We start from the raw sequence: 22,472 nt of genomic DNA, 5'->3' as shown, positions 1-22,472 counted from the left end.
CCGATCCGGCACCGGCGCCGCCGGTCTGGGGGATCGCGCGGGCCGCGGTCTTTGCCGGGCTGTGATCAGCCGAGACCGAGTCTGCGGATGGATTCCTCGCGCATCTCGACTTTGCGGACCTTGCCCGTCACGGTCATCGGGAATTCGTCGACGACCAGGACATATCGCGGCACCTTGTAGTGGGCGAGTTTGCCCGCCGAGAATTCTCGGAGCGTGTGTGCGTCGATGTTGTCGGCACGGGGGCGCAGCCGGATCCACGCGCACAGCTCTTCGCCGTATCTGCCGTCGGGTACGCCGACAACCTGCACGTCGTCGATATCGGGATGGGTGTAGAGGAACTCCTCGATCTCGCGGGGGTAGATGTTCTCCCCGCCGCGGATCACCATATCCTTGATCCGGCCGACGATCCGGCAGTATCCGTCCTCGCGCATCACCGCGAGATCGCCGGTGTGCATCCACCCGTCGGCGTCGATCGCGCCGGCGGTCCCGGCCGGGTCGGCCCAGTATCCGAGCATCACCGAGTACCCGCGAGTGCAGAACTCTCCGGGGATGCCGCGTCCGACGGTGGCGCCGGTGGCCGGATCGATGATCTTGATCTCGACATGGGGGTGCACGGTGCCGATCGTGGCGGTACGCCGGTCGAGGTTGTCGTCGATCCGGGTCTGGGTGGAGACCGGGCTGGTCTCGGTCATGCCGTAGCAGATCGAGACCTCGGTCAGGTTCATCTCGTCGACGCAGCGTTTCATGATCTCGACCGGGCAGGGAGAGCCCGCCATGATGCCGGTGCGCAGATGCGACAGGTCGTAGGAGTCGAAGGTGGCCGCACCGAGCATGGCGATGAACATCGTGGGCACGCCGTAGACGGCGGTGCACCGCTCGTCCTGGATGGTGCGCAAGGTGGTCTCGGGATCGAAACCCGGGGCCGGGATCACCATCGTGGTGCCGTGGGTGACCGCGCCGAGGTTGCCCATGACCATGCCGAAGCAGTGGTAGAACGGCACCGGGATGCACAGGCGGTCTTCCCGGGTCAAGGCGAGGGTCTCCCCGGTGAAGTAGCCGTTGTTGAGGATGTTGCGGTGGCTGAGGGTGGCGCCCTTCGGGAATCCGGTGGTGCCCGAGGTGTATTGGATGTTGATCGGGTCGTCGGGCGTGAGCGTCTCGCTGTGCTCGGCCAGGGTCCGCGGCGTGACGGTGGCCCCGGCCGCCAGCAGGTCGTCCCAGTCGTCGGTGTCGAGGAAGACGACCCGCTCGAGCGCGGGTGTCGCGGCCCGCGACTGCTCGATCATCGTCCGGTAGTCGCTACCTTTGTAGCCGGTCGCGGCCAGCAGCAGCCGAAGCCCGGACCGATCGGCGGCGTAGGTGTACTCGTGGGTCCGGTAGGCGGGGTTGACATTGACCAGGATCGCACCGATCGCGGCCGTGGCGAACTGGGTGATCGTCCATTCGGCACAGTTGGGCGCCCAGATACCGACTCGGTCACCGCGGGTGATGCCGACGCCCAGGAGTCCGCGCGCCACGGCGTCCACCGTCTCGCCGAGCCGGCGCCACGTCCAGCGCCGGCCGGTCGCGACTTCGACCAGGGCCTCCCGGTCACCGTAGGTGGCGACCGTGCGTGCGAAGCAGGCCCCGATGGTCTCGTCGAGCAGCGGGACGTTGGTGTCGCCCCGGGCGTAGGAATCCTGGGCGAGGGGGTTCACAGTGGTCATAGGTTCTCCGGGACGAAGCGAAACGGGTGGAACGGCTCCGGCACCGACCGGGGAGTTCGGTGCCGGAGCCCTGCGGTCAGCCGAGGAAGGTGCTGATCGTCTTCTGCTCGGTGTAGGCGTCGATCGCCGCGGCACCCAGCTCGCGACCCCAGCCGGACTGCTTGTAGCCGCCGAAGGGTAGCGCGGCGTCGAAAGCATTGTGGGCATTGATCCACACCGTGCCGGCCTTGATCTGGCGGGCGGTGCGATGGGCTTTGGACACATCACTGGTCCATACCGAGGCCGCCAACCCGAACGGCGTGTCGTTGGCTGCCGCGGCCACACCCTGTTCGGCGTCGAACGGGGTCGCCACCACGACCGGCCCGAAAATCTCCTCGCGGTACACGCTGAACGAGGGTTCGACATCGACGAACACTGTCGGCTCGACGAAGTAGCCGCTCTCGCCGTGGCGGCGCCCGCCGGTCAGTGCCCGCGCGCCCGCGCGCAATCCCGCATCGATGTAACCCAGTACGCGGTCGAGCTGGGTCTGCGATACCAGCGGCCCGACTTCGGTGGCCGGGTCCAGGCCCGACCCGATCTTGCCGGCCGCGGCGACTTCGGCCACGCCCCTGGTGAATTCGTCGAATATCGTGTCTTCCACCAGCAGCCGGGTGCCGCTGGTGCAGGTCTGCCCCTGGTTGAACAGAAACCCGGATGCCGTGCCGTGGATCGCCAGGTCCAGGTCCGCGTCGGCGTAGACGACCTGCGGGCTCTTACCGCCGAGCTCGAGACTGACCTTCTTCAGGTTGCCCTTGGCGGCGTCGACGACGAGTTTGCCCACTTCGGTGGAACCGGTGAAGGCTATCTTGTCGACATCGTCGTGCGCGGCCAGCGCGGCACCGGCGTCGCCGTAGCCGGTGACGACATTGAGCACTCCGTCGGGCAGGCCGACCTCGGCCAGGATCTCGGCCAGGCGCAGCGCGGTGAGTGGGGTGTCCTCGGCGGGCTTGAGTACGACGGTGTTGCCGGTCGCCAAGGCCACCGGAATCTTGAACGCGGCCATCAGCAGTGGGAAGTTCCACGGGACGATCGCCCCGCACACACCGACCGGCTCACGCAGGGTGTAGGCGTGCCACTGGGTACCGGGTGCCCACGGTACCGACACCGGGATGGTGCGGCCTTCGATCTTGGTGGCCCAGCCGGCGTAGTACTCGAACAGCTCGGCTACCCAGGTGATGTCGACGGCCTGGGCGACAGCGGCGGACTTGCCGTTGTCGAGCGATTCCAGTTGGGCCAGTTCCTCGGCGTGCGCATAGATCGCCTCACCGGCGCGGAACAGCAGCCGCTGGCGCTGGGCCGGTGTCCACAACGACCACTGGCCCTCGAACGCGGTGCGCGCGGCGCGTACCGCCCGGTCGATATCGGCGGCATCACCGTGCGCGACCTCGGTCAGGACCTGTCCGGTCGCCGGGTCACGGGTGGCGAAGGTGCGGCCGGCGGCCGACTCGACCCACTCGCCGCCGATGAACAGCTTCTTCGGCGTGGTCAGCCAGCCGCGGACCTGGGGGAGAATCGGTGTCGTGGTGGGGGTGAGTACTTCGGTCATCGTGTTCCTCCGGATCAGGAGTGGTCGTGCACGAGCACGCCGCGGATGTTCTGGCCGTTGAGCAGGTCGTCGTATCCCTGGTTGATCTGTTCGAGGGTGTAGGTGCGGGTGACGAGCTCGTCGAGCGCGAGGTCGCCGCTCTGGTAGAGGTCGAGGATCCGGGGGATGTCGACGGTCGGGTTGCAGTCGCCGAAGAGGCTGCCGCGCAGTTCCTTCCGGAACAGCGTGAGGATCGATCCGGGCAGTTGGATATTGATCTCGTCGAGTTTGTTGAGCCCGGTCAGCACGACCTTGCCGCCCTTGCCGACGGCGTCGAAACCGGCGCGCACGATCTCTGCGGTCAGCAGGCCCGGGACCAGGATCGCCGCATCGGCGCCCTGCCCACGGGTCAGGTCGACGATGGTGGCCAGCGCGTCGCCGGCGTCGGCGAACGCGTGTGTGGCGCCGAGTTCCAGGGCTCGTTCGCGCTTGTTCCGCAGCGGGTCGACCGCCACGACACAGCGGGCGCCGGCGAAACGCGCGCCCTGCACCGCGTTGATGCCGAGCCCTCCGATACCGAACACCACCACGACATCCCCGGGCCTGACCTCGGCGGTGTTGACCGCCGATCCCCAGCCGCTGGGCACACCGCAACCCACCAGCACCGCCTTGTCCAGCGGGAGGTCGTCGCCGACCTTCACACACGAGTTCTGGTGGATGACGCCGTACTGACTGAATGTGCCGAGCATGCACATCGCCCCGTATTCGCCGGCGCGGCCACGCAGCGGGAACCGGCCGCCGGGCAGATAGCCCTCGAGAATCGTGGCGCCCATATCGCAGATGGACTGCCGGCCGTTGGAGCAGTAGCGGCAGGTGCCGCAGTTCGGAATGAACGAGCACACCACGTGGTCGCCGGGCCGGACCCGGGTCACGCCCGGCCCGACCTCCTCGATGATGCCGGCGCCCTCGTGGCCCAGCACCATCGGCAGTCGTGCGTCGAGGTCACCGTGGGCGATGTGGACATCGGAGTGGCACAGCCCGCCGTAGAGATACCTGATCAGCACCTCTCCCTCACGGGGTTTGTCGAGCTCGAGCTCTTCGATCTCGATCGGTTTGCCGGTCCGGTGGACGACCGCGGCCGTGGTCTTCATGGCGGGTTCTCCTGATCATCGGTGACGCACCCCGTGTGGCGTGACGGAAACCACATTCGCAATGCCGGGCCGCCGTGGTTGTTCAGAAATTGGACAACCGTGACCCCCGTCACTATTGCTACGGTTGGGGCAGGTAGATCCGGGCGGATGGAGTGATCGCGGTGGTGGATGTGGTCGGGAGCCGGGCCCAGCGGGAACCGATCGCCGCGTCCTGGCATCGGGCGACGATGGCAGGGCTCGAGCCCGGCTCGGCGCTGGACACCATCAGCTATGCCGACATCGATGAGGCCGGTCCGCTCATGGCCGCGGCTGCGGTGGTGCTCGACGACCTCGATGAACGACTCGCGGGCACCGATTTCACCACCATCGTCGTGGACCGGGAAGGTCGCGTCGCGCACCGGCGGTGCGGTAACCACGGCACCCGGGAGGTCTTCGACGATCTCGGGGTCGATGTCGGCGCCTCGCTCCTGGAAGAGGCGGTCGGCACCAACGCGCCGGGTGTGGTCCTGGAAACCCGGGTCGGCATCGCCGTCAACGGCGAGGAGCACTTCGCCGTTCCGCTTCGACGGCTCAGCTGCTATGGCCATCCCATCTTTCACCCCACCACGCGCCGGATCGAGGGGGTGCTGAATCTTTCGGCGATCGTCCAGGAAGCCAGTCCACTGCTGCCGCCGCTGGTCGCGCGCGCGGTGGCCGATATCGAGCAGCGCCTGCTCGACGGTTCCCGTGTCTCGGACAAGGAACTGCTCGCGGCGTTCCAGGCCGCGGGCACGCGCCGCCGCGCGGTATTGGCCGTCGGGCGCGATCTGCTCATGTCCAACCAGGCCGCGGCCGATCTACTCGGCGCCACCGACTTCGCGTTGTTGCGCATGATGGCCGCCGACGTGCGCCGCAGCTCGGTCATCGACCTGACCCTGGAGTGCGGACTGGCGGCACGTGTCGAGGCGACCCGTGTCGGCGGCCCGGCCGGGGGGACCCTGCTCAACGTCGAACCGCAGGAAAGGGCGGCCATCGCGTTCTCCCGCAGAGCGCGCGATCCCGGTGCTCCGCTGCTGGTCGCCGGACCCCCGGGATCCGGGCGCTCGCACACCGCGCGAGAGCACGCCACCGAGCAACCGGCGACGGTCTTGACCGCGGCCGGTGCCCTACTGGACGGCAGCAACGTCTGGGCTCGCGACTTCGCCGCGCTGGTCCGTGCCCGACAGGGAACGGTGTGTATCGACGGCCTGGACCTGTTGCCCGACGACCTCATCGATCTCGTCGCCACCCATGTCGCCGGGCGGCAGCTGCCGCGCGTCGTGATCGTCACCGGATCCGTCGAAACGCTCACCGGCCGCGCTGCCGCGCTGGCCGCGGAATGCACCGACCGCATCGAACTCGGGCCGCTGAGCAGTCGCCCCGGCGAAATCCCCGCTCTGGTCGCGGCCATGCTGCGTGAGGCGGGTGCGGACGGTTCCCTGCACTTCACTCCGGGCGCGCTGGCGGCGCTGTCGGCGCACAACTGGCCCGGCAATCTGCGCGAACTACGCACGGTCGTCACCGAGGTCATCCGGCATCGGCGCGCCGGCGCTGTCGTGGTGGACGATCTGCCCGAGGCGTACCGCGCCCGGCAGCCGATCCGGCAGCTGGCGCCCATCGACCGGGCTGAACGCGACGTCATCGTCGAGGCGTTGCGCCGATTCGGCGGTAACAAGGTCAAAACCGCTCGGGCCATCGGTATTTCGCGTACTACGCTGTATGCGAAGATGCGTGCGCTGCGCATCACCGTCTACTGACCGCGCCGCCCACTCGCCACCGCGGCGGTCCGGTAATGAACAGTGACGCGGGCACACCGGCACGCGGTCTCGATCCCGCCGCGGCCGGCGATCCACCCCGGGCGCCGGGGCCGGAGAGTGTTCCGCGAGCGACCACGCGGGTCCGTAGTCCTCCGGCCGCGCGCGTTCTCAGGTGACGATCGAACGGGGTCGATCCGCGGGCAGGTGCGGGTGCACGATCATCGGCAACCGGTCGAGCTGTACGGTGGCCGCAGCGATCTCGCGGACTGCCACTCCGGGCACCGGGTCCAGCCGGACGCGCGCGACCACCGTCGCCAGGATCGTGGTCGCCTCGAGCCAGGCGAAAGGCTCGCCGATGCAGTTGCGATTGCCGATGCCGAAGGGCTGGAACGCCCCGCTGCGAGTCACCGCCTTACGGTATTCCGGGGTCCACCTATCCGGGTCGAAGGTCGCGGGGTCCGCGAAATAGTTCGGGTCGTTGTGCAGCGCGTAGTTGGAGTAGATGATCGTCGCCCCCTCCGGGATGGTCACCCCGCCGAGTTCGATCTCCGCCGTTGCCTCTCGCATGCCGAGCCAGGGCGGACAGTAGCGGCGCAGCGTCTCGGTGACGACCTTCTCGGTGAAGACGAGATCGCGGATATTGTCCGCGCGCACCGGCCCGTCACCGAGGACCTCGGTGACTTCACGCTGCAACCGGTCGCGGATACCCGGGCGTACCGAGCTCGTGGAATGCGAAAGCCAGCGTGCAGGATACGGTTTCGTAACCCGCCGCGAACATCGTCGACCTCGTCGCGGATCTCCTGGTCATTGAGGCCGGAGCCGTCGTCGAAGCGTGCCGCGATGAGCATACCGATGACGGGCCGCAACTGATCGATACGGGAACCAGCCGTGCTGTCCGCCGGATCACGCGCGCCGACGTGTGAGGGATTCGCGCCGCATCCGCTGCGCGATCTCGTCGGGTACGTGCTGCGCGATCTCACCCCGGGAGGCGATCATCAACTTGTGCCGGACGGCGGCCAGTTGCGCGTCGACCCTTCGCACCGAAGCGCCGCGGCGCACCGCGATCTCGCGATTGGCCCACCCGGCCGCTGCCAGCAGGGCGACGTCGGATTCGGCCGGAGTGAGCTCCTCCCACCGGGACCACCCCGGCGGCAGAGCCGACACGACGCACGCGACACCGTATCCGGCGGGATCGTCGTGCAGTGGACGTCCGATCCGCTCGGCACGTCTGCGCAGGACCTCCACCGCGTCAGGCGTGGACAGCGGCGGAACGACCACCAGGTACTCGTCCACCCAACCCACGTTCTCCCTGCTCGTCGCGATGATCGTCAAGGCGGGCACGGAATCGATCAGTTCCGCAGCCAGACCCGACACTCCCGTCAGGACGTGCTCGCAACTGTCGAGTACCAACACCACCCGCTCACCGCGCGTCGCGCTCAGTACCCGCACCAGTTCCGCACCCGCCGGGAGTCCGGAGCGGGAAGTACGCGTGATCGAGTGCAGCACATGCCTCGCCACACTGTCGATATCGCTGTCCCGAGCCACGTCGGTCAGCGGCGACCGGTGCACCTCCGCCTTCGCTGCTCTCGCGTACTCGTCCGACGCCTGCTCGGCGAGCCTGGTCTTCCCCACCCCGGCGGGGCCGGTCAGGGTGATCATCCGCGCACCTTCGCGCAGCAGGATCGCGATCCTGCGCAACTCCTCCTCCCGGCCCACGAATTCCCGCGCGCGCCGCCCGGTAGAACTCTGCACAGCACCCTCCACTGAAGTATTCGGAAATTCGGCGACATCCGTGTCCGGGAATTCGTGCCCGGCAACGGCTCGCAATTCGCCGGAGAGGTATTACCCACCGGATCGAAATTCGCCGAGAAAGTATTCGACGACCCCGAATCGGTGGGTACCATCTCGAAGCTTTTCTGCACCCGGATATCAGTGACCTGTTCCGCGAACTTCCGCCGACGTGCCATGGAAAGGAGCTGCCATTTCCGACGAAACCGTACTCATGACAACTCCCGAAGTAGTGGCTACCTTGTCGATATTCAAGCCGACAGCCGACTGTGCGGGCAAGTAGGGGAAACCCTATATATAGAGTAGAACCGAGGTAATTCGCCGGCGGCCGAACCGCGCCGAACAGCGGAATCCGTCCGCCGGGTATACACCGGGGTTGTTGCGTGGGCTCCGGTACGCGAGCAGGTGCAGGCGTCGATCGGCGCGTGATCGCGCCCCCTGCATCAGTTCGGTCGCCGCTGCTATCGCCCCGTCCGGCTACCGCACACCCTATGGCTTTTGGCCGAGTCCAGCTGATCCGAGGCCGCTTCGATACTGTTCGGATCCACCAGCGGCCCGTCGCACTGCGCGACCGGACGAGATCTGCCCCGGCTCCACCGCTGCGGCCCACCGGCGGCTCGCGGGACCGGCGGCCGAGAAGCCGAGGGACCGTACTTCGTCCGCGGATCCGCGGGATCGGCGTTTCTGGACCGCGCGGGTATCCCCCGGCATTACCCTGAGGCGATGCGCCCACGGCTCCGTCGGTTCTGTGTAGCCTCCCTCATCGTCCTCGTTTCGACCGTGATGTTCTGTTCGCATTCCGCTGCCGCACCGCAACCCGCCGCGGGGCTACCCCGATTGGACGGCGGGTTCCTCTGGGGCGTGGCATCCTCCGGGTTCCAGTCCGAAGGACATGCGCCCGACAGCAACTGGACGCGGTACATCGCGGCGAACCCGGCCTATGACCGCCTCGGGGACTCGGTGGATTTCTACGGCCGCTACGAATCCGATATCCGCCTCGCCGCGGACCTCGGCGTCCGGGTGTTCCGGATCGGGGTGGAATGGGCACGTCTGCAGCCGGCCCCGGGGGTCTGGGACGAGCATGCCTTCCGGTTCTACGACTCGGTCGTCGCGAGCATCGTGCGGGCCGGTATGCGACCGATGATCACCCTCGACCACTGGGTGTATCCGGGTTGGATCGCCGACCGGGGCGGCTGGCGCAGCCCGACCATCGTCGAGGACTGGCTGGCGAATATGCGTGCCGTCGTCGACCGGTACGCCGCTCACGACCCGCTGTGGGTCACCGTGAACGAACCCGTCGCCTATATAGCCCACGAGACCGGCCGCGGCAACGCCGACGCCGGCCAGATGCTGGACCGGATCGCGCAGGCGCACAACAGTATCTACGACCACATCCATCATGTCCGGCCGAACGCTCAGGTCACCAGCAATGTCGGCTACGTCGCCGGTGCGGAGGACCGGATCAACGGCGCCCTCGTCGATCGAATCGCCGCTCGTCTCGACTACATCGGAGTCGACTACTACTGGGCCTACGACCCGGCCCGGACGATCATCGAATACCTCGGCGGTGCCGTTGGATCCGCGACCCCGCCCGGACCCACGATCTGGGAGCTCCCGATCCGTCCGGAAGGAATCTACTTCGCTCTGCGGCACTATGCCGACCGCTTCCCGGGTAAGCCGCTCTACATCGTCGAGAACGGTATGGCCACCGACAACGGGCGTCCACGCGCCGACGGCTTCACCCGCAGTGCCCATCTCCAGGACACCGTCTACTGGATCCAGCGCGCGGAGGCCGACGGTATCGACGTGATGGGCTACAACTACTGGAGTCTCACCGACAACTACGAATGGGGCAGCTTCCGTCCGCGGTTCGGCCTGTACACCGTCGACACCACCACCGACCCGAGTCTCACTCGGCGCCCGACCGACGCCGTCGCCACCTACACCCGGACCATCGCCGAAGGCGGCGTCCCCGGCGACTATCTACCCACCCACGGCGTGGCACCCTGTTTCCTCATCGACCCCCCGGCCAGTTGCCTGCGCCCCGTACCCTGACTGAATCGCACCACTCCTGCGCCGGCGAGGGTGACATGCACGTTGAACCCGTGCACCTCCGTGGCCTCGGGGTCGTCGGTATTGCCGGGGAAGTCGGTGTGCGGGAAGGAATCTCCGATGCCCGCCGCGACTCCGCCCTCCGGTGCCTGCAATCGCGCGGCCACTACGTCGTCACGTCCGGTGATGGTCTGTACGGTCACGTCCATCACGTCACAGACGCCACGGGGATAGACCATTCCACTGCGCATGCCATAGGGCAGCACATGGCCGAGTTCGACGTTCTCTATGCGTGCGAGCTCATCCTGGGCCCGTGGTGCGACCGCCGCCACGATGGGTGCGACGTCGCTACTGTCGAAGACATTCGAAACATGGACTGCGACCGGTTCGTTCAAAGAGTTGACGACCACCGTGGCCTGGAACCGCTGTGCCGTCAGGGCCGCCGCGATTCGCTCCACCTGCGCGGAGCCGGCATTCGATTCCAGTGGCGGCACGTGGTTCTCGGCCATGGCTCATGGTATGACACAGTTCACAGCGTTCTCCGCCTTGGGAATTCGGTTCGGTCGCCACGGGCCGGGTCGGTCCGACAGGTCATACCCGCCACCACCAGTCGATCGACGAGAGTCCGGGGGCATCGGGTCCGGAATCGGTGGGGGAGTCGTCGATGGTGAAACGGTCGGCCACGGTGCGCCCGTCGACTGTGTACCGTTCCACGCCGAGTGCCCAATCGAGGTTGCCGCGGACCACATGCCGGAGACCGTCGAGATAGTGACGGGTGTCTTCGCTCAACCCGCTGGTCTGTGTTCCGGCGGCGAGGAACCGGCACATGATCCGGTCGCGCAACCGCACGGCTCGTGTGACGGCCTCGTCCGGCCCGCAGCCGTGGCGCGCCGCGATCACCGTCAGCAGATCGTATTGGTTGCTCTCGTTCAGGGCCACAGTCTTGGGGTGGGAGTGCAGGTCGTTGTCCAGTGCCGCGAGCAGACGCGTCATCTCGGTCAGGGCCCGAACCCGTGGCAGCTCCAGCTCCGCCGCCGGGGGTTCGTACTCGTTCACCAGTTCTGTGGTGACGGTGACGATCTCGCCCGCCGCGTTGTCGATCCGGACGGCCAGGTACTCGTCGAGGCTCGGCATCCTGGTCGTACTCATCTCGGCGCAGACCCCCGACAGCCAGGCGCGGTGGGCCTGAGTCCAGCGGCGATGCTGCACCGGCGTCACGCGGGCGGCGAACCGTGTCGATATATCGATGAGGCCGCTCACCAGTGGATCCGACTCCACCAGGTTCGATCCGGGTGCCTCCAGCACGCGTACGATCTTGTGGGCATAGGACACGAAACCGGCGAGGTCCGTCGACAGCGGGCCGCGGTCGAAGCGATCGTCGAAGGCGAAGCCCCAGTAGGCCCAATCCGCAGCGATCTGTAGTCGGTCGACACAACCGTGCGGTGCCATTCGCGCCATGAACTCGGCCGATCCGGTCGCGACCAGCGCACGTCCCTGGTGGTGATCGTCCAGGAACGTGCGGCCTCGCAACCACTCGATGGACCGGTTCTCGATCGTGTCCACCGCGGGATGGATACTCGATTCGATCGGGCAGAAGATCCCGGGCAGAGCAGGCTGTTCGAGGGACGTCACCGGTGATCTCCCGCCGCCGCCCGAGCGCCGCCCCGACCGGCGGATCGGACGCGTATCCGCAATTCGCGGAGGCGCAGAGCCATCGCCACCGCGGGACGGACCTCCTTGCCGACTCGATGGCGGATTCGCCACCGGCCGGCGATCGTGGCGAGGGCCAGTGACAGTTCGGTGACCGCGAAGGCCTCGCCCGCGCATCGCCGTGGACCGGCGCCGAATGCCATGAACGCCCGGTGCCGCCTCGGTGGTTGCGGGAGGTCCCATCGGTCGGGATCGAAGCGATCAGGGTGCTCATAGAGATCGTTGCGACGGTGCAGCAGGTACGGGCTGTAGATCAATGAGGTGCCGGCGGGTAGGTCGTGGCCGCCCAGCCGGGTATCGGCGGTCACCGTTCTGGTGAACAACCAGCCGGGCGGATAGAGCCGCAGTGCTTCGGCGATGATATGGCCCGTCAGCGGCAGGTCGGGCAGGTCGCGGCAGCGGGCGGGGGCACCGTGGAGGACTCGCTCCGTTTCCTGATGCAGGCGTTCCTCGATGTCGGGATGGGTCACGAGCAGATGTAGTGCCCACGTGAGAGCGCTCGCGGTGGTCTCTGATCCGGCGATGAAGAAAGCGGTGAGCTGATCGCAGATCTGGCTGTCGGTCATGCCTGCGGTGGTGGTCGTTCCGTCGGGGATCCGGGCCGCGAGCATGGCCGACACCAGATCCCCGCGGTCGGTGCCGTCTATCCGCCGTTGCGCGACAATTGTCGCCATCAACTCGCGAAGACTCGCGTGCGCTCGCCCGTAGCGGCGATTCCCCGGCGTGGGTACCCGATTCAGCAGCGGCGGCATCAGCATCCGCCGGTACAGCCCGTCGACGACCACCGTGACATCGTCGAGTGCCCGGTCGCGGACGTGCGGTGCCAGCGCGCCGGAGAACATGGTCGCCATCAAGGTCTGGGTGGCCAGGCGCGATGTCTCGGCCGACATGTCCACGACCTGACCGTCGCGCCACGCGGCCGTCATCGCGTCGGCCTCGGCCGTCATCGCTCGGCCGTAGTTTCCGAGCCGTGAGTGGCCGAACGTCGGCTGGATCAGGCGGCGTTGCCGGCGATGCATACTGTGCGGGCAGGTGATCACGTTGTCGCCCACCACCTCCCGCGCGGTGTCGAACAGCGGGCCACCCTTGTCGAAGGTGTGATCATCCCGAAGCACTCGATCGGCCAGGTCCGGGTCACACACCACGACCGCGGTCCCGGGACCGATCCGTATCTTCACGAGATCCTCGCCGGCATCGGCCAGAGACGACAGGAATGCCAGCGGATCTCGCAGCAACGCGACCGCATGACCGACCGGCCGGAACGCCCCCGGCGCCGGCGGAACCCCTGACTCAGCCATTGCGCACGACCGACCGACGGCGAGACCGGGTGGGCGCGCTCGAGCTACGCCCGCGGGCGCTCCCGCCTCGCTCGACCGATCTGTGCACGACCGGCCGTTGCCCGTGCAGATCGAGCAAGACGGGCGGAAGCCCAGGGCCCCGGCTCCGCGGCCGGCGGAAAACCGCGCCCCGTTCGTGGCCGAGCGGGACAGCGGCCGCTCCCGGCAGGCCTTCCGCCGAGTCGCGTTCGCCGGGCAGCTGCCCGTGGGCCGGTGGCAGTACTTCGTTCATCGCAGACACCGTTTCTGTCGTGCCGGTCGGCTCGACAACGCCTCTGCCTCGCCCGCCGGCACACCTCTTCCGATCCCCGCAGCGCGGGGGCCGGTCTTCGATCTTCCGAGTCCCGGACGGAGCTGCCGACCGGGTTTCTCGCAGGCCGCACCGCACACTTCGGCGTGCGGTGCGCGACCACACCCGGCGAGAACCCCTCGATCCCGCCACGTCGCAGCCGCCGAACACCGACGGATCGAGGATCGCCGGATAGGTAGAAAAGGCACATCGGCAGTCGGGCTGCCGGTAACCGGGTACGGCCGGTAGCGGTCCCGGCCCGTGAGGGTTCACGCCGGTGCCGGGTTCGACACAGGCGCTGCTGCCACCCGGCCGGCGCCCGAGTACAGGTCGATGGCATTTCCGATCGGTCGGCAGCCGGCGCGGCCGTGCTATCGAGCGCTTACGTATCGGGCCGCACCGGTGAGACCGGACCGGCGGCCGTCCCCGTGGCGCGGCGGGTACCACCACCGCGTCGCGGTCGCCGAACCCCCGCGATCACGTCGAAGTCCTTCGATACCAACATTTTTGCGGGCGCGGGGTGACAGACTGACCGCCGGTGTTCGTAGATGACCGATCCAGCAAGTCAGGAGCGCGCTCGTGCCACGTGAAATCGACTCGGCTGTCTTCCCGCATCTGGAGGCGGACCTGAACCGCGTCCGCGACATTCTCGGACCTGTTCGCCTGGAGAACAGACCGGAACTGACCGCACTCACAGACGAAGGGCCGGGCACTTCGCGCCGTCTGGTCCGCCCGACTCTGACCCTGCTGTCGTACTATCTGCTCACCGATCCCGAGGCGCCGGCGGTCGACCGGGCGGTGCGCGCCGCTGCCGCCGTGGAGATGATGCATCTGGGGTCGCTCTACCACGACGACGTCGTCGACCACGCCGATCAGCGCCGCGGTCGTCCCAGTGCCAACGCCGTGTGGGGATCGCATATGGCCGTATTGGGTGGGGACGCGGTGACGTTCTCCGGCCTGCGGATGCTGGCCGAACTCGGCTCCCGCGAGGTTCTCGCGGCGACCATCGCGGGCGAGCAGATGTGCGCGGGCATGGTGATCGAGGCCGCCGACCTCTACGTGGGCTCCCGCAGCGAGCAGTCCTACCTGGACACGATCGACGGGAAGACGGCGGCGGTGCTGTCGCTGGCGTGCCGGGTGGGAGCGATGCAGGCCGGCCGCTCCGAGGACGAAGAAGAGGCGCTGGCGCTGTTCGGCCGGCACTTCGGACTGGCCTACCAGCTGTACGACGACATCCTCGATCTGACGTCGACCGCCGAGGAGATGGGCAAGCCCGTCAATGCGGATCTGCCCGAGGGCATCTACACACTTCCGGTGATCCGCGCGGCCGCCCACAACAGGGAGCTGGCCCGCCTGCTGCGCGGCAGAATGACCGGTGAGCAAGCGGCACGGGCCCGGGAACTGGTCATCGCCTCCGGCGCTGTCGAGGAAGCCCGGACGGTGGCCGAAGAATTCATCGACAAGGCCGCCGACCGGCTCGCCGGTCTGCCCGTTGCCTCGGACACCCGCCGAGGGATCACCGCCTACATCCGGTCCGTCCTCGACCGGCGCCCGTCTCGCCTCGCGGACTCCCCACCCGTCACGCCGGCCCCCGAGGCTCCGGTCGACGACCTGCCACCGCGGGTGGCGGAGTGGTTGTCCGGCTGGTTGGTCGATACCGGCCTCGCGACCTCCGCGGCCGAGGCCGACTATCACCGGTGGACCGGGGCGATCCGGAGCCGGGCACGAATTCTGGCCCCGGCGGCGGACGCGCACCGCGAACAGACCGCATACGGTATGGCCGTGCTGGCCCTGGTGTGGGACGACCTCTTCGAGGATCCGAAGCTCACCGATCCGGAAGATGTGACCGCGCTGCGGCGGGGCATGGTGGCGACACTGCGTCAGGACCCGGAAGCACCGTGGCGGTCCGGCGCGATTCCGACGGCGTGGGCGAGCTTGTGGCCGCGCCTGCGCGAAGGCCGCAGTGCCCGCTGGCAGGAACGGTTCCTCGACGGCGTCGAGGAGTGGTTCGAAGCCGCCGAACGCGAGGCACACCATCGCATAGACGGCCATGTTCCCGCCACGGCCGACTACCTGCCACTGCGGATGTCCACCAGTGGGTTGGAGACCGCCATCGCCGTCATGGAGATGTATCACGACCGGGAACTGCCCGGGAAAGTGCGCAACCACCCCGTCATCCGCCGACTCGAGGAACTCGGTTTCTGGGTGACCTTCGTGGAGAACGACCTGGTGGGGTTGGCGCAGGACGAGGCCGACCGAGTCCCCTACAACCTGGTCAGGGCGGTCCGTCACGAGACGGGCTGTACCCGGAGCGAAGCCGTCGAGCAGGTGCGGCGCCAGGTCGCCGAGCATCGCGCCCAGTTCGAGTCGGCGATCCGCTATGTTCCCACGCTCTTCCGCGTACTTCCCGGCCTGTCGGGCCGGGGGAAGGATTACGCGGAGATGTACGGAAGTATGGCGCGCATGGGGCTTTGGGGACGCGAAAGCGACAGGTACACCACGACGTCGAATTCGGGGGTGGCTGCTGCGGCGCCGGACCTGGAACGCTTGCGCCGTGAGGTCTACTTACGGGCGACCGAACCGGCTGCTGCCGTGCTGTAGCTCCCGTGGCCGGCAGAGACCTTCGTCCCGGGCTGTCCACCACTGCGGACAGCTCGGGGCGCGCGCTCAAGGTTTCGCCGGCTGTCCGGACCTCGCCGGCCCCAGGGCGCGGAATCCGGGGAAGTGAATCCCTCTCGCCGGTCCCAGGGACGAGCGGGTGCGCAGATGGAAAGCGACCAGTCCGGCAAGGGCGCTCGCGGTGAACCAGACGAGTTGCACGGTGAAACCCGCGAAGAGTGTGGTGTCGGCGAAACCGGCCGCGGTCGAGGCCTGCATCGCACCGTAGGAGGGCAGCCAGCGTACGAATTCGCTGTCCGCGCCGCTGCTGGCGATGGGGTTCTGCACTGCCATGTCGAAACAGCTGATCATCGCTATGGCGAACATGCCCTCGACTTCGCGGCGGAGCAGTGCGCCGAGGGCGACACCCAGCGCCCCGTAGGTCATCGCCGCGCAGAACAGCGCCGCGGCGAGCAGGACAGGCCGTTGCGGTGACCAGTAGCAGCAGATGACAGCGGTGGCATAGGCACAGACCCCCGACGAGGCCACCACCAGGCAGGCGATTTTCGCCAGCGCCAGTGCCACCCGCGGAAATCCGGCCATCGACAGGCGCCGGTCGAACGCTCCGCTGCAGAAAGTCGCCGCGAACATCATGAACCCGATGATCAGCGAGACCGCGGTGAGGGCGCCGCTGATCTGGGCGAGCTCGTTGCCGTCGGCGCGCAGCACGAGTCCGGTGTCCCGGAGCCGGAACGGTACCTCGATATCCGTGACGGCCACGCGCACCAGGGTGATCAGCACGGGAACGAAGACGGCCACCAACACCATGGCGAACCGGTTGCGCGCGTGCTCGACGAGGCCGTAGCGCGTCGCGATCAGGAACAGCCGCATACCGTCCCTCATCCGGCTGTCTCCTGTGTGCTCCGGAGGACGCCCTCGTGCAACCGCCACACCTGGTCCAGCTTGTCGGTGTCGTGTGCCAGGTGCGAGACGATCAGCACCGACCGGCCGGTGTCCCGGAATTCCGCGACCAGATCCCAGAAACGCAGATACGTCTCCCAGTCGAAACCCTGATACGGCTCGTCGAGCAACAGGACCTGCGGATCGTGCATCACCGCGAGTGTGAGGTTGAGTTTCTGCCGGGTGCCGCCGCTCAGCGTGCCGACTCGCTCACCGGCGTACTCGGAGAAGCGCAGGACTTCCATGGTGTGCTCGGCCCGCCGCAGGTCCGGGACGGCGTAGGCCGCGGCGAAGAGATCCAGATGCTGGCGGACTGTGAACGCCTCGTTCAGCACCACCTGCTGGGGGCAGTAACCGAACCGCCCACGGTGCCGGATCACCCCGCGGTCCGGTCGCAACTCTCCGGAGAGCACCTTCAGCAATGTCGATTTGCCTACACCGTTCTCACCGACGATTCCTACCAGCGCCCCGGCGGGCAATACGATGTCGACGCCACGCAACACCGACCGCCTGCCGTACGCATGGTGGACGCCCTCCACTTCCATCAACGCCCCTTGTCTTCCGCCGACGTCGTGGCCGATTTGCCGCACGAATGCTATCAACGAACAGTCGGTAACAAGACGAAATCGTCTTCCGCGCACGGCATATGCGACAGATACCGAGTGCGCCGGGCGTGGCCTCCGCCGGAATCGGAGCATATGCACAACACTCTGCGCTCGGGTGGAGCTCCGCGTGCCGGAGCGGCCCGCTCCCATCCGGTCGGCGAAGGCGAGGATTCGGCCGACCGCGCCGTGGCCTGCGTGCGGCTTCGTCGTTCACCCGGCCCTGCCGACCGGCAGGTACGACGGAGGCGGGCGATATCCGCGCCGGCGGCGTGCCACCCGGGGCCGACCAGGCGGGCGCGCCGCCGCTGGGCGGGCCGGCCGCCGGGGACGCGCGCCGGCGAATGCCTCGTCCGATATCCGCGACTCGCCTGCCGGGGCGGACCGATACCGCGCTGTGTGTCCGCGGTGCTGGGCAGCGGATGTGGTGACGGTGACATCGGGCCGATATCCTGTGCATATCGTGGGGAGGCCGACCATGGACTGTCCGCCGCAGATATCGCATCCGAGCGCCACCGCGGATCTGGAATTCCGCCCGTGGTCGTTGTCACCGGCAGACCTCGGGCTCGTGCAGGAGGCGTCCGCCGACGACCTGATTCCCATCGAGACGGCGTCGGCGGACTTCTCGCGTGCCGCCGCGACACGGTTCATCGAACGCCAGTGGCGGCTCGCGGCCGATCGAACCGGGTACCCGATGGTGATCGTCCGGCGAGGGGACAACACCCCGCTGGGAAGTATCGGCCTGTGGTTGAAAGATATCGGCGAAGGCCGCGCATCGCTCGGCTACTGGGTGGTCCGCTCCGCCCGCGGCCACGGCGTCGCCGCGCATGCGCTGGCCGCGGTGGCCACCTGGGCCCTGGAAGACCTGCGCATCCCACGGCTCCAGCTCTGTGTGGAACCGTGGAACCGCGCTTCGATCCGCACCGCGGAGAAGGCCGGTTTCGAATGCGAAGGGGTTCTCAGGTCGTGGCAGCAGGTCGGCGATCGACGCCGCGATATGCTGATGTACGCGCGCCTGGGGCCGGGAACTCACCCCGAGCCGGATCGGGCTCGCACCGGTCGGACTCCGATGGTTGCTCGGGGTTCCTGGCCCGTTCCAGCGCATCGGGACGGTGGGCGTTGATCGCGGGTGATCATGAATCGTCAACTGCCGACACCGTCTTCGGCGGGTCCGCCGTTGCCGGAGGTGCTCGCCTCGCGGTCGACCTCCACGGGCTCCGCTTGTAAAATATTCGGGACTACGCATGATCTGCGTGTGTACGCACGGCCAGTGATCAGGCCCGGTTAGAAAACATCCGATGACTCGCTCACCCTCTCCATGAGAGGACCGGCCGATGAGATTTGCAGAGATGCGCCGGTTCCGGCGTGATCCGCTGGGTTTTCTGGAGAACCTGCGCCGGACCAGCCCGGTAGAGGTGTTCTGGCTGCCGTGGGGCGGGTGGTGTGTCGGCGATACGGGCTTGGCGCTGACGGTATTGACCGACCGCGCTTTCAATGCGGGGATGTCCGGGTTCTTCGGTTCCATGTTGCCCTCGCGGTCCGCGCAGATCGACTTCGGCCGGGCGGCGCGCGCGATGCTGCGGACCCATACGCCCGAGTATCGTGAGTCCCTGGCGGTGGCGGTGAGCGAGATGCCCGCCGTCACCCGCTGGCCGGCGGCCGGGGTAGAGCTGGTGTATCGGTGTACGGCGGACATGCTGCTGCATCCCGAGGGATCCCCCGAGTTGCGACGGTTACTGGAGCGGAACGCGCGGGTGGGCGCGCTCCGCCCGGCCCGAATGGTGGAGCGGGCGCGGGCGCAGGTGCTGCGCGCCGAGCTGTCCACCGCGTTGAACGAGCAGATCCGGGACCGGCTCGGCGCCACCGGCTGCACAGCGGAAGCCGAGCCACGGGATCTGCTCGATGCCGTGATCGGTGCCTGTCCCGACGGCGTCGCCGATACAACGGTGGCGCAGCTGTACGGGCTGATGTTCCGGTCCATTGTGGGACCGCTGGGCTACTCGCTCGCATGGTCGCTGCTGCTGGGCGGTCTCCACTCTCCCGGCGCACCGTGGCCCTGGCCCGTCGACCGGGTGGTACGTGAGGCCCTGCGGCACCGGCCGGTCTCCTGGATGGTCAGCCGTTCCGTACCCTGCCCCGCCGAGTTCGGGGGGATCGCCTTCCGGACCGGCGACCAGCTGTCCGTCAGCCCCTACCTGCTCCATCACGACAGGGATCGCTGGACCGAGCCGTGGGAATTCCGGCCCGACCGCTGGAACGGGCCCGGCGAGCACGGCCCCTTCGTGCCCTTCAGTTCCGGGCCCTTCACCTGCGCCGGAGCCGCGGTCGCCCACGATCTGGTCACCGACGCGGCCACAACTCTCACCGAGAACACCACTGTGCGCGTCATCGGCGGCGGTGACACCCGCCCGATCGTGACGAATGCCGCGACCCCCAGGCCATTCGTCCTCCGGCGTACGTCCACAACCCCTGCCCGCGCCCGACCGAGCCCCAGGGAGGAGGTGAGATCATGATCAAGGCATTGCGGTTCATCATCATCAACAAGCCGACCCGTTCATGGAACCCCGCGGAATACGGTTGATCCGGTGATCACGGAGGGTTCTGCTACCGGCTGGATGGCTCGAACACCGTGCGTAAGGGTATGAGAGCCACCCGGTCGGCGACCCATCGTGATCCGACGCCGGGGTGGCTGCCGAAGCGGCCGGTGTCGGTTCGACAGTGCCGACCACCGCGTGGTGTGACCCGGTGCCGCGCGACGAGGAACCGTCGTCTGATCGGTTGCCCTGCGGTATGCCTCCCCGGCGCGGTTCCGTCGCCGGCGGTGGCACCCACATCGAATCCACCCTGCTCGCTGGACGGGTGCCGCGCGCGCCGCTCCCGAACTTCCGCCCGGGAGAACTACGCGTAGCTGCTGGCCCACCTGGCTCTGCGCACCGCCGTCACCGACACCACCCGAGCCGCCGGCGTGATCTCGCCCGGTGATTCCTTCGGTGGCCGGGCGGTCCGTGCCCCGATCGAGAGGGTCTCGACTTGAGCGAACTTTCTCGCCGTGATCTGTTCAGGACATCTGCCGCCGCCGGAGTCGGAGCGATCGTCGCCTCGGGTCTCACGGGCCCGGGCGTGCCGGATGTCGCACTCCCGAACGGCCCGGGAGTGGTGGCCGCGGGCCACCCGGGTAACGGTCCGGGATGCCCGCCCGCCACCTTGACCGGCAGCATCGTCCGCCCCGGTGACGCGTCGTACACGGAGGCGCGACTCGGCTGGGACCAGCTCTTCTCCCACTATCCGCTGGCCATCGTCTTCGCCGCGGAAACCCGGGACGTGGTGAACGCTCTCACGTGGGCGCGGCAGCACAATGTCGCGCTGCGGGTGCGCAGCGGCCGCCACGCCCTCGAAGGCTGGTCGAACGTCGACAACGGCATCGTGATCGATGTCAGCCGGATGAAGTCGGTCCGGATCGACCCCGGCGCTCGTCTCGCGACGGTCGGCGCCGGGCTGACCCAGTTGGAAGTGGTGACGACACTGGCGAAGCAGGATTTCGCGGTCACCACCGGAAGCGAGGGCAGCGTCAGCGTGTGCGGTGCGACGCTCGGCGGTGGCCTCGGCCCCCTCAACCGCTGGCTCGGCATGGCCTGCGACAGCCTCGTGGCCGCCGAAGTCGTCGTCGCGTCGGGTGACGACTGCGCCGAGGTGATCGACGCGGACTCCGAGCACCACCAGGACCTGCTCTGGGCGCTGCGCGGGGCGGGAAACGGTAACTTCGGGATCGTCACACAGCTCACCTACGCGGTGCATCCGCTCGCGGGTCTGGCCGGTGTGCAGGCGACATGGGATGGACTCGGAGATCTGTCCGAGGTCTTCGAGGCATGGCAGCATACGGTACCGTCCGCCGACGACCGGCTCGGGTCCGAGCTCGAGATCCACCGGTCCCGGATCCTGCTGTCCGCGTGGCTCGTGGAGGGGTCGGCGGCACAGGCCTCGGCGATGCTGGCTCCGGTGCTGTCGGTCGGCGCGCCCGACGTCACGGTGCAGGTCGGTAACTGGGGCGACCTCTTCGCGGGTGCCCAGCTCCCACTCGAGCAAGAGCCCGCGAATTGGAAGTTCTTCTCGCAGTTCGCCGAAGAACCGTTCCCGCGGAAGGCGATCGACATCGTCGGCGACTTCATGCGAAACGCTCCTACCGAGCAGAGCAACTACTTCGTCGACGCATTCGGCGGGGCGATCCGGCGGGAACCCCTCGGCGGCAGCGCTTTCGCGCATCGTGACGCGCTGTTCTACGGCGAGATCGGCGCAGGCTGGGGGTCTCGTTCGACACAGCCGGGCGTCGACGATCCGCTGACCTCGCAGGCCCAGGCCTGGACCGCCGAGTTCAGCCAGGCGCTGCGACCCTACGTGAACGGCGCCTATGTCAACGTGCCGAACGTCGGAATGCAGGAGTGGGAGAACGCCTACTGGGGGAGCCGTGGCTTCGAGCGGCTGCGGAAGATCAAGGCGAAGTACGACCCCGGCAACGTCTTCCAGTACGCGCAGAGCATCCCGCCCGCGACACCGTGACGACACCGCTGCCCCGATCCGCGGACCCGCGGCGGCCAGGCTACGCCACGGTGCCGGCGTCGACCGCGCACCGCGCATTGCGGACGAGGGCAGCGGACTCGCCGGGACGTTCCGGAAGCCGGGCGGTGGTGTCGGCCGGGTGGAATCCCGCGCCGTTATTTCGGCGGAAATGTGACATTTAAATTGTGATTCGGAGACTTACCGTTTCGCATTATCGGGACGAAGTCGTTCCTACGGACAGAATTAGGCGCGCGCGTCCGGTGGTAGCCACCGGTCCATGGAATCCGTTGTGAAAATGCGTTTTTGGTCACATTCGCCGGAGTATGCTCCTGGCCTGCGCGTTTGCCCGCTCGGTGGCGCTCGCCGACGGATCCGGTGTGGCTCGC

The 22,472-nt window shown here is 67.9% G+C and carries 16 protein-coding genes; 6 read left to right on the top strand and 10 right to left on the bottom strand.

The features are described 5' to 3' along the window. Positions 1–65: 65 nt before the first annotated feature. The 3 genes from ABZV91_RS14685 to ABZV91_RS14675 all read right to left on the bottom strand — a co-directional run bounded on the left by ABZV91_RS14685 (position 66) and on the right by ABZV91_RS14675 (position 4,421). Positions 66–1,706 (bottom strand): AMP-binding protein, encoded by a 1,641-nt coding sequence (locus tag ABZV91_RS14685; RefSeq protein WP_355240771.1) that lies wholly within the window; start codon positions 1,704–1,706, stop codon positions 66–68. 76 nt (positions 1,707–1,782) lie between these two features. Further along, entirely contained in the window at positions 1,783–3,291 is a 1,509-nt protein-coding gene (locus ABZV91_RS14680) for an aldehyde dehydrogenase family protein (protein ID WP_355240768.1), read from the bottom strand. A 14-nt stretch (positions 3,292–3,305) separates the two neighbouring features. Next, the gene (locus ABZV91_RS14675; protein ID WP_355240765.1) at positions 3,306–4,421 is read right to left on the bottom strand and encodes an NDMA-dependent alcohol dehydrogenase; all 1,116 of its coding nucleotides are present in this window, start codon (positions 4,419–4,421) and stop codon (positions 3,306–3,308) included. Positions 4,422–4,582: 161 nt separating this feature from the next. On the opposite strand from ABZV91_RS14675, the gene ABZV91_RS14670 reads away from it, so the two are divergent. Continuing rightward, positions 4,583–6,196 carry a helix-turn-helix domain-containing protein gene (locus ABZV91_RS14670; protein WP_355240762.1) on the top strand — a complete coding sequence of 538 codons (1,614 nt, stop codon included), beginning with the start codon at positions 4,583–4,585 and terminating at the stop codon, positions 6,194–6,196. 168 nt (positions 6,197–6,364) lie between these two features. On the opposite strand, the gene ABZV91_RS14665 is transcribed toward ABZV91_RS14670, so the two are convergent. Both ABZV91_RS14665 and ABZV91_RS14660 read right to left on the bottom strand, forming a co-directional pair. Next, on the bottom strand, positions 6,365–6,901 hold the full coding sequence (locus ABZV91_RS14665) for a cytochrome P450 (protein WP_355240803.1): 537 nt from the start codon (positions 6,899–6,901) through the stop codon (positions 6,365–6,367). A 198-nt stretch (positions 6,902–7,099) separates the two neighbouring features. Continuing rightward, the gene (locus ABZV91_RS14660) at positions 7,100–7,948 is read right to left on the bottom strand and encodes an AAA family ATPase (RefSeq protein ID WP_355240759.1); all 849 of its coding nucleotides are present in this window, start codon (positions 7,946–7,948) and stop codon (positions 7,100–7,102) included. Positions 7,949–8,707: 759 nt separating this feature from the next. On the opposite strand from ABZV91_RS14660, the gene ABZV91_RS14655 reads away from it, so the two are divergent. Then, on the top strand, positions 8,708–10,039 hold the full coding sequence (locus tag ABZV91_RS14655) for a family 1 glycosylhydrolase (protein ID WP_355240756.1): 1,332 nt from the start codon (positions 8,708–8,710) through the stop codon (positions 10,037–10,039). Here the strand turns inward: ABZV91_RS14655 and ABZV91_RS14650 are convergent. The 3 genes from ABZV91_RS14650 to ABZV91_RS14640 form a co-directional block, all read right to left on the bottom strand. Further along, positions 9,964–10,545, bottom strand: coding sequence for a hypothetical protein (locus ABZV91_RS14650; RefSeq protein ID WP_355240753.1), 582 nt, complete (start codon positions 10,543–10,545; stop codon positions 9,964–9,966). The two genes, ABZV91_RS14655 and ABZV91_RS14650, sit on opposite strands and share 76 nt — an antisense overlap. An 82-nt stretch (positions 10,546–10,627) precedes the next feature. Further along, positions 10,628–11,668: a hypothetical protein gene (locus ABZV91_RS14645; RefSeq protein ID WP_355240750.1), complete on the bottom strand. Its 1,041-nt coding sequence runs from the start codon at positions 11,666–11,668 to the stop codon at positions 10,628–10,630. Beyond that, positions 11,665–13,044: a cytochrome P450 gene (locus ABZV91_RS14640; protein ID WP_355240747.1), complete on the bottom strand. Its 1,380-nt coding sequence runs from the start codon at positions 13,042–13,044 to the stop codon at positions 11,665–11,667. Before ABZV91_RS14640 ends, ABZV91_RS14645 begins: the two co-directional genes overlap by 4 nt. 907 nt (positions 13,045–13,951) lie before the next feature. Here ABZV91_RS14640 and ABZV91_RS14635 point away from each other — a divergent pair. Beyond that, positions 13,952–15,973, top strand: a complete 2,022-nt coding sequence (locus tag ABZV91_RS14635; RefSeq protein ID WP_355240744.1) for a polyprenyl synthetase family protein — start codon at positions 13,952–13,954, stop codon at positions 15,971–15,973. A gap of 66 nt (positions 15,974–16,039) precedes the next feature. Here the strand turns inward: ABZV91_RS14635 and ABZV91_RS14630 are convergent, their stop codons facing one another. Beyond that, positions 16,040–16,873, bottom strand: a complete 834-nt coding sequence (locus ABZV91_RS14630) for a hypothetical protein (RefSeq protein WP_355240741.1) — start codon at positions 16,871–16,873, stop codon at positions 16,040–16,042. After that, positions 16,870–17,475 (bottom strand): ABC transporter ATP-binding protein, encoded by a 606-nt coding sequence (locus ABZV91_RS14625; protein ID WP_355240739.1) that lies wholly within the window; start codon positions 17,473–17,475, stop codon positions 16,870–16,872. Before ABZV91_RS14625 ends, ABZV91_RS14630 begins: the two co-directional genes overlap by 4 nt. A gap of 535 nt (positions 17,476–18,010) precedes the next feature. On the opposite strand from ABZV91_RS14625, the gene ABZV91_RS14620 reads away from it, so the two are divergent. The 3 genes from ABZV91_RS14620 to ABZV91_RS14610 all read left to right on the top strand — a co-directional run bounded on the left by ABZV91_RS14620 (position 18,011) and on the right by ABZV91_RS14610 (position 22,086). After that, on the top strand, positions 18,011–18,655 hold the full coding sequence (locus ABZV91_RS14620) for a GNAT family protein (RefSeq protein ID WP_355240736.1): 645 nt from the start codon (positions 18,011–18,013) through the stop codon (positions 18,653–18,655). Positions 18,656–18,866: 211 nt separating this feature from the next. Further along, positions 18,867–20,045, top strand: a complete 1,179-nt coding sequence (locus ABZV91_RS14615; protein ID WP_355240733.1) for a cytochrome P450 — start codon at positions 18,867–18,869, stop codon at positions 20,043–20,045. Between the two features lie 517 nt (positions 20,046–20,562). Further along, on the top strand, positions 20,563–22,086 hold the full coding sequence (locus ABZV91_RS14610; RefSeq protein ID WP_355240730.1) for an FAD-binding oxidoreductase: 1,524 nt from the start codon (positions 20,563–20,565) through the stop codon (positions 22,084–22,086). Positions 22,087–22,472: the final 386 nt, after the last annotated feature.

Source organism: Nocardia sp. NPDC004568 (assembly GCF_040609955.1).
Lineage (GTDB): Bacteria > Actinomycetota > Actinomycetes > Mycobacteriales > Mycobacteriaceae > Nocardia.
The sequence above is the reverse complement of the archived record's forward strand: the minus strand, read 5'-3'. Positions and strand labels throughout refer to the sequence as shown.

Bases quoted from the DNA above. Each gene is read 5' to 3' on its own strand.
- ABZV91_RS14650 (WP_355240753.1), bottom strand. From the start codon at position 10,545: ATGGCCGAGAACCACGTGCCGCCACTGGAATCGAATGCCGGCTCCGCG.
- ABZV91_RS14640 (WP_355240747.1), bottom strand. From the start codon at position 13,044: ATGGCTGAGTCAGGGGTTCCGCCGGCGCCGGGGGCGTTCCGGCCGGTC.
- ABZV91_RS14680 (WP_355240768.1), bottom strand. From the start codon at position 3,291: ATGACCGAAGTACTCACCCCCACCACGACACCGATTCTCCCCCAGGTC.
- ABZV91_RS14655 (WP_355240756.1), top strand. From the start codon at position 8,708: ATGCGCCCACGGCTCCGTCGGTTCTGTGTAGCCTCCCTCATCGTCCTC.
- ABZV91_RS14685 (WP_355240771.1), bottom strand. From the start codon at position 1,706: ATGACCACTGTGAACCCCCTCGCCCAGGATTCCTACGCCCGGGGCGAC.
- ABZV91_RS14620 (WP_355240736.1), top strand. From the start codon at position 18,011: ATGGACTGTCCGCCGCAGATATCGCATCCGAGCGCCACCGCGGATCTG.
- ABZV91_RS14625 (WP_355240739.1), bottom strand. From the start codon at position 17,475: ATGGAAGTGGAGGGCGTCCACCATGCGTACGGCAGGCGGTCGGTGTTG.
- ABZV91_RS14615 (WP_355240733.1), top strand. From the start codon at position 18,867: ATGAGATTTGCAGAGATGCGCCGGTTCCGGCGTGATCCGCTGGGTTTT.
- ABZV91_RS14630 (WP_355240741.1), bottom strand. From the start codon at position 16,873: ATGAGGGACGGTATGCGGCTGTTCCTGATCGCGACGCGCTACGGCCTC.
- ABZV91_RS14675 (WP_355240765.1), bottom strand. From the start codon at position 4,421: ATGAAGACCACGGCCGCGGTCGTCCACCGGACCGGCAAACCGATCGAG.